Annotated in this window: 5 protein-coding genes; 2 read left to right on the plus strand and 3 right to left on the minus strand. The window is 40.0% G+C overall.

The genetic code is table 11. The features are described 5' to 3' along the window. Positions 1-8 precede the first annotated feature (8 nt). Positions 9-794: an ABC transporter ATP-binding protein gene (locus JOC28_RS03480; RefSeq protein WP_205009258.1), complete on the minus strand. Its 786-nt coding sequence runs from the start codon at positions 792-794 to the stop codon at positions 9-11. A 337-nt stretch (positions 795-1,131) separates the two neighbouring features. Between JOC28_RS03480 and JOC28_RS03485 the strand changes: the two genes are divergently transcribed. Then, the gene (locus JOC28_RS03485; protein WP_205009259.1) at positions 1,132-1,905 is read left to right on the plus strand and encodes a formate/nitrite transporter family protein; all 774 of its coding nucleotides are present in this window, start codon (positions 1,132-1,134) and stop codon (positions 1,903-1,905) included. Between the two features lie 289 nt (positions 1,906-2,194). Here the strand turns inward: JOC28_RS03485 and JOC28_RS03490 are convergent, their stop codons facing one another. Further along, a complete protein-coding gene (locus JOC28_RS03490) occupies positions 2,195-3,640 on the minus strand; it encodes a UDP-N-acetylmuramoyl-L-alanyl-D-glutamate--L-lysine ligase (protein ID WP_205009260.1) in 1,446 nt (481 codons plus the stop codon). 479 nt (positions 3,641-4,119) lie between these two features. Between JOC28_RS03490 and JOC28_RS03495 the strand changes: the two genes are divergently transcribed. After that, complete coding sequence (locus JOC28_RS03495; RefSeq protein WP_205009261.1) at positions 4,120-5,763, plus strand: putative polysaccharide biosynthesis protein; 1,644 nt, start codon at positions 4,120-4,122, stop codon at positions 5,761-5,763. On the opposite strand, the gene JOC28_RS03500 is transcribed toward JOC28_RS03495, so the two are convergent. Then, a partial coding sequence (locus JOC28_RS03500; protein WP_205009262.1) for a transposase occupies positions 5,752-6,138 on the minus strand: 387 nt, incomplete at its 5' end. The genes JOC28_RS03495 and JOC28_RS03500 overlap by 12 nt on opposite strands.

Here is a 6,138-nt window from a genome sequence, read left to right on the forward strand (position 1 = left end):
CTAAAAATTTATGATATAAGCTGATAAGTCAGCAAAATAGGTCTCTTATGGATAGGGTCTGTGGTAATCTGAGCATCAATTTTAAAGATGTCTCTGATGACTTCAGCTGTCATGACCTCTTCTACAGAACCCTGATAACGGATGCTGCCTGATTTCATAGCAATCAGATGATCCGAAAAACGAGCTGATAGGTTAAGATCGTGGAGGACCATGATGATGGTTTTTCCAGATTCGCGATTCAGTCTTTGGAGTAACTCCAAAACCTCAAGTTGATGGTTCATATCCAGATAAGTGGTTGGCTCATCTAGGAAAATGGTGTCCGTATCCTGAGCAAGTGCCATAGCAATCCAAACACGCTGGCGCTGGCCACCTGACAGGGAATCGACTTCGCTGTTAGCAAATTCAGTGACCTTGGTCACTTCCATTGCCCAGTGGATTTTATCACGATCTTCTTGGTTGAGAGTACCCAAGTAGCGCTGATGAGGAAAACGTCCATAAGATACTAGCTCATAGACGGTAATGCCTTCAGTAGCTTCAAGAACCTGTGGCAGAAGGGCGATGCGTTTAGCAATCTCTTTGGTTGGTAGTTTGGCAATAGCCTCGCCATCAATATAGATCTGCCCTTCTTTAAGTGCTTGAATACGTGTCAGAGCCTTTAAGAGAGTTGATTTTCCACAACCATTAGCACCGATGATGGTTGTCACCTTCTGACTAGGAATCTCCACTGTCAAATCATCGATAATCAAACGTTTGTCATAAGCAACCGCAATCTCTTGGGCACGAATGTCTGACATAAAAATCTCCTTTCTAGAATATGATACAAAGAATGGTTTCAATTTATTAAAAACAGATTGAAACATTATATTTTTTTATTTTAACATAGAAAAAAGCCTCGATAAAGGCTTTTAAGGAAAGTTTTTTTATTGATAATCATTAAAAATAGTAATGATAATTGTTATAAAAACTAAAATAATCTCTATAAATTTCTCTTATGGCTAGTAATAAGAAAAAGTGATTATGCAGAGAGAAGGCGCTTTGTTAGAATAGTTGGTATAGTTACCCAATTTATTAACCTAAGAGAGTTTTGAGATTGTATCTAGGCTCATCATTAGTAATGCAAAGGAGATAAACATGTTTACACCAAAAGAACTTGTTGAACAAGCAATCCAATCAGGACAGGCAAAGGCTAATAATAGTTACTTAACAACCTTTATATTAGGTATTTTTGCTAGTGGTTTTATAGCGTTAGCGGGTGTTGCTGTCATTAGAGTTATGGCACTACTTCCTAAAGAATTTGGAAGTTTATCAAGCTTCATAGGAGGATTGGCCTTTCCATTTGGTTTAGTGGCCTTAATTATTTTAGGAGGAGAGTTAGTAACAGGGAATATGTTCTGTTTGTCAATGGCTCTTTTTGATCGAAAAATTAGTCTAAAGCAATGGGGAATTAATCTATTAATAGTTAGTCTTGCCAATTTAGTTGGAGCTGTCTTGGTAGCTTACTTTTTTGGATACTTGTCTGCAACCTTAACAGGAGATTATGCTCCTAAAACACTAGCTATTGCACAGGGAAGGCTGGGACAGCCACTACCAACTTTCTTTTCAGCGGTAGCTTGTAATCTTCTAGTGAGCTCTGGTATTTACATGGCCATGGCAGCAAAGGATGTAACAGGTAAGGTTGTCACTGCCTCGTTGATTGCAGTGAGTTTTATTATTGTAGGTTACCAGCACGTGGTTGCTAATATGTTTTTTCTATTTGCCGGCTACTTGGCTGGTGGTATCAGTCTGGATCAAATTTTTAATAATCTTGTTATTGTTTGGTTTGGAAATCTTTTGGGAGGAGCTGGGCTTCTGGCAGGTGGTTACTTTACAGCCTATAAAATTGGATTTAGGAAAAAATCAGCCTAAGTTATTCCTTCAAAAAAGATGAGGCTGGGCAAAAACTAAAATTTTAGCATTGCAATTAAAATTTGAATATAAAAAAATAGCTTAGAATCAATGTTTCTGACAACATAGTTCTAAGCTATTTTCTATATTTAAAGACTTTTTGCCCAGCCTCTTAACTGGTCAGCAAAAAGTGCTAATTTACGATGCTTACTAGCTTGAAGCGATGAGTTGATTTAGCAAGGAACAAGTCTTGAGGAAATTAACTATTTTAGCTATTTCAAAAGGTTGGATGTGTTGTCCAACCTTTTTATTATAGATATTTTTTAGCGATTTCTAGGTCACCAGGATAGGCTGCGCGTTCACCTTTGACGATTTGGAAGGCGTCGGCACCTTTTCCTGCGATAATAATGGCATCCAACTCGCTTGACGTTAATTGACTGGCCTTTTGGATTGCCTCTTCACGGTCCACAATAATTGAAACAGGACGCTTGATGTGACTGGCAATCTCTTGGCAGATGTCTGCTGGATCTTCGAAGTTAGGGTCATCTGCTGTTAGGATAATATCGAGATCTGGGTAGCTATTGATAACACGACCAAAGTCAGCACGACGGCTTTCTCCTTTATTTCCGGGAGCTCCTAGAATCAAAATCAATTGGCCTTTTTGGTGTTGGGCAACGACATCGAGCAGTTTTTCAAGACTGTCTCCATTATGGGCGTAGTCAACAAAGATTTTGGCACCATTGGCTTGAGTGAGGACTTCCATACGTCCAGGAACTGATGTTTCTGCAATTCCTTTTTGAATGTCAGATAGGCTAGCTCCCAATCGAAGACAGGCTAGACCAGCTGCGATAGCATTTTCCTGATTGAAGTGACCAATCAATTGAATATCGTAATGACCAGCTAGTTTACCTTCAAGATCAAATGAGAAGGCTTGGGATTGACTGATAGTATTTTGAGACTGGCTACCGTAAAAGTCATGTTCTTGGTCTCTCACCTGCTCTTTGAGAACTTGGAAATGGTCCATATCACTGTTTACAATGACTGCTCTGCTATTTTCCATCAAAAGACGCTTGTGGTAGAAGTAGTCCTCGAAGGTCGGATGCTCAATCGGTCCGATATGGTCAGGACTGATGTTGAGGAAAACGCCGACATCAAAGGTCAAACCATAGACACGCTGGGTCAGGTAAGCCTGGCTGGAAACCTCCATGATGAGGTGGGTCATACCGTTGTCAACAGCCTCCGCCATCATAGCGAAGAGGTCCAGACTCTCAGGTGTTGTGAGCTTAGACTTGAAGAAAGTCTTGCCATCAAGAGTTGTGTTCATGGTTGATAGCATAGCGGGTTTGTGATGTTGACTGAGAATCTTGTAAGCAAAGTAGGCAGCAGTGGTTTTTCCCTTAGTTCCTGTAAAGGCTAGAAGTTTGAGCTTTTCCTGAGGATTCTTATAGAAAGCCATAGCAATCAAACTCATAGCCTGTTTAATATTGGAAACCAAAATAAGAGGAATATCAACTTCGTAATCGACTTCTGAAACATAGAAAGTCAGTCCTGCCTCAATTGCAGAAAGAAGGTAATCACGTTTAAAGGCTGCACCCTTGGCAAAAAAGAGAGTCTCTCCATCGACTTGTCGGCTATCATAGGAGATTTTTTGGAAGGTCAGTCCAGACATATCATAGACATAGTCTCCATCCTTGATAATCTCACGAAAATTGTGGTCATTTTTTAAAATGCTTAATGTTTGTTCAATACTTATCATGCTTACTATTTTAGACTTTATGCTAGTGTTTTACAAGTGACAAGCAAAAGTTTATAATGGATTTATTTAGAAATCACAGATTAGTTTTTTAGTATCGTTCAGAACTATCTTGTCTTTTGATAACTTTCTTAGGTGGTGGGGTCGTAAGCAAACCTTTGGTTTCATTACTAAAGAAAAAGCCTCAAGTCTTTTTCTTTCCCCCGAGCGACTTCGTCGCTCTTAACACCACGGCGAAAGTTATCGTTTAGAACTCGCTTAGCTCGTTGCAGTAGGAATTACTATTTTGATACTAAGCTGCTTTCGAAAATAAGTAAGATAGTAGAGCGAAAAGTATTTTATTAAAAAAGAAAATGATTTCTGAACAAATAGTATAAAATAAAAGTCTTTTGATACTTTCCTTAAGCTATGCCAGGGAACTAAGAAACTCCGTGACATAGCAATGAAAGTGTCTTTTGATGCTTACTACAGAAAGAATAAACATGTCAGAAAAAGAAAACAAACTGTCTCAGCAGGAGCAGATGGTCAGAGGGAGTGCCTGGCTAACAGCTTCTAACTTTATCAGTCGCCTTCTGGGTGCCTTTTACATTATCCCTTGGTATAGTTGGATGGGATCTCATGGTGAGGAGGCTAATGCCCTCTTCGGGATGGGTTATAATATCTACGCCATCTTCCTATTGATTTCAACAGCAGGTATTCCTGTTGCTATTGCCAAGCAAGTTTCTAAGTATAATACCTTAGGCCAAGAAGAGACAAACTACTATCTACTGAGAAAAATTCTCAGTTTTATGATGATTCTAGGCTTTATTTTCGCTCTTATCATGTATCTGGGCTCTCCTTTGCTAGCTAGCATGAGTGGTGGTGGAGCAGAGCTAGTTCCTGTTATGAAGAGTCTATCTTGGGCTGTCTTTATCTTCCCAGCCATGTCTGTCATGCGCGGCTTTTTCCAAGGTTTTAATAATCTTAAACCTTATGCCATGAGTCAAATTGCAGAGCAGGTTATCCGTGTCATTTGGATGCTGATGACAGCCTTTATGATTATGAAGCTTGGTTCAGGAAATTATGCTGAGGCTGTTGTCCAGTCAACCTTCGCAGCCTTTATTGGGATGCTTGCCAGTCTAGCAGTTCTTTTCTTCTTTTTATGGAGAGAAGGCATGCTCTTTAAGGTCTTTGGTAAGAAGCCAGAATCTGTTACTGTTGACACTAAATCAATCATTATTGAAACAGTCCGTGAGGCTATTCCTTTCATTATCACAGGTTCAGCCATTCAGCTCTTCCAAATTGTTGACCAATTTTCATTTATCAATGTGATGGAATACTTTACAAGTCAGTCTAACCAAGAGCTTAAGATTGTCTATGCCTATTTCTCAAGTAATCCAAACAAGGTAACCATGATTTTGATTTCTCTGGCGACAGCTATCGGTGGAGCAGGTATTCCGCTCCTGACAGAAAACTTTGTCAATAAGGATCAAAAAGCGGCAGCACGACTTGTCATCAATAATCTTAATATGCTCAATCTCGTCTTGCTCCCAGCCTTGACTGGCTCATTGATTCTAGCAGCACCGCTCTATACCATCTTCTACGGAGCGCCAAGCTCACAGGCACTTTGGCTCTTTGTCGGTGCCCTCCTTCAGGTACTCTTCCTAGCCTACTACAGTATTTTGGCACCAATGCTTCAGGCTCTTTTTGAAAATCGCAAAGCTATTACCTACTTTGTCTATGGTTTGGTGATTAAGGTTGTTCTTCAAGTTCCTTTCATCTATTTCTTCCATGCCTACGGTCCGCTCCTCACAACGGCTATTGGTTTGGCAGTACCGATTGTCCTCATGTTCAATCAAATTCAGAAGGTAACTCGATTTAACCGTCAAAAGATCTTCAAATCAACCCTACTCTATGTGCTTATGGCACTTGTTATGGGAATTGTTGTAGCCGTGGTAACAGGTCTCTTATCGCTCTTTATGTCACCTACAACACGTGTGACAAGTGTTATTTATCTGGTGCTAGTTGGTGCGATCGGTGTGGCAGTCTATGGTAGTCTTTCATTGATGACCAAGACTGCAGATGATTTGCTGGGTGCGCGTGCAGAAGGTCTCAGAAGACGTTTTAAAATTAAATCACTCAAATAAATAAGGTACACTAACTTTTGTATCTGTTCTTGAAGAGGCTGGGCAAAAACGAGCTTCAACATAAAACCACCCAGTGATTTCTGTCTCGAAAACAATCAAGACGAAAGAATCACTGGGTGGTTTTTGAGTATGTGACGTTTTTAAGGCTAGATTCTTAGCCAATTTTGTAAGATTCATGCTCATAAAGAGGAAGCCAAGCTCCGTTTGGACTGCTTGATTTCCTCTAACGTGAACTCTGCGAACGCCAAAAACGCTCTTTAACCTACCAAAAACGGGTTCAACATCGATTTTCCGTTTGGCGTAGATACGAGAGCCTTCTTGGCTATGTAATTCTTCTTTGACGAGTTCCTTAAAATAATTCCAAGTGGGATTGTA

Source organism: Streptococcus loxodontisalivarius (genome assembly GCF_016908645.1).
Taxonomy (GTDB): domain Bacteria; phylum Bacillota; class Bacilli; order Lactobacillales; family Streptococcaceae; genus Streptococcus; species Streptococcus loxodontisalivarius.

Coding starts and splice junctions, on each gene's coding strand:
- JOC28_RS03495 (WP_205009261.1), top strand. CDS start 4,120: ATGTCAGAAAAAGAAAACAAACTGTCTCAGCAGGAGCAGATGGTCAGA.
- JOC28_RS03480 (WP_205009258.1), bottom strand. CDS start 794: ATGTCAGACATTCGTGCCCAAGAGATTGCGGTTGCTTATGACAAACGT.
- JOC28_RS03490 (WP_205009260.1), bottom strand. CDS start 3,640: ATGATAAGTATTGAACAAACATTAAGCATTTTAAAAAATGACCACAAT.
- JOC28_RS03485 (WP_205009259.1), top strand. CDS start 1,132: ATGTTTACACCAAAAGAACTTGTTGAACAAGCAATCCAATCAGGACAG.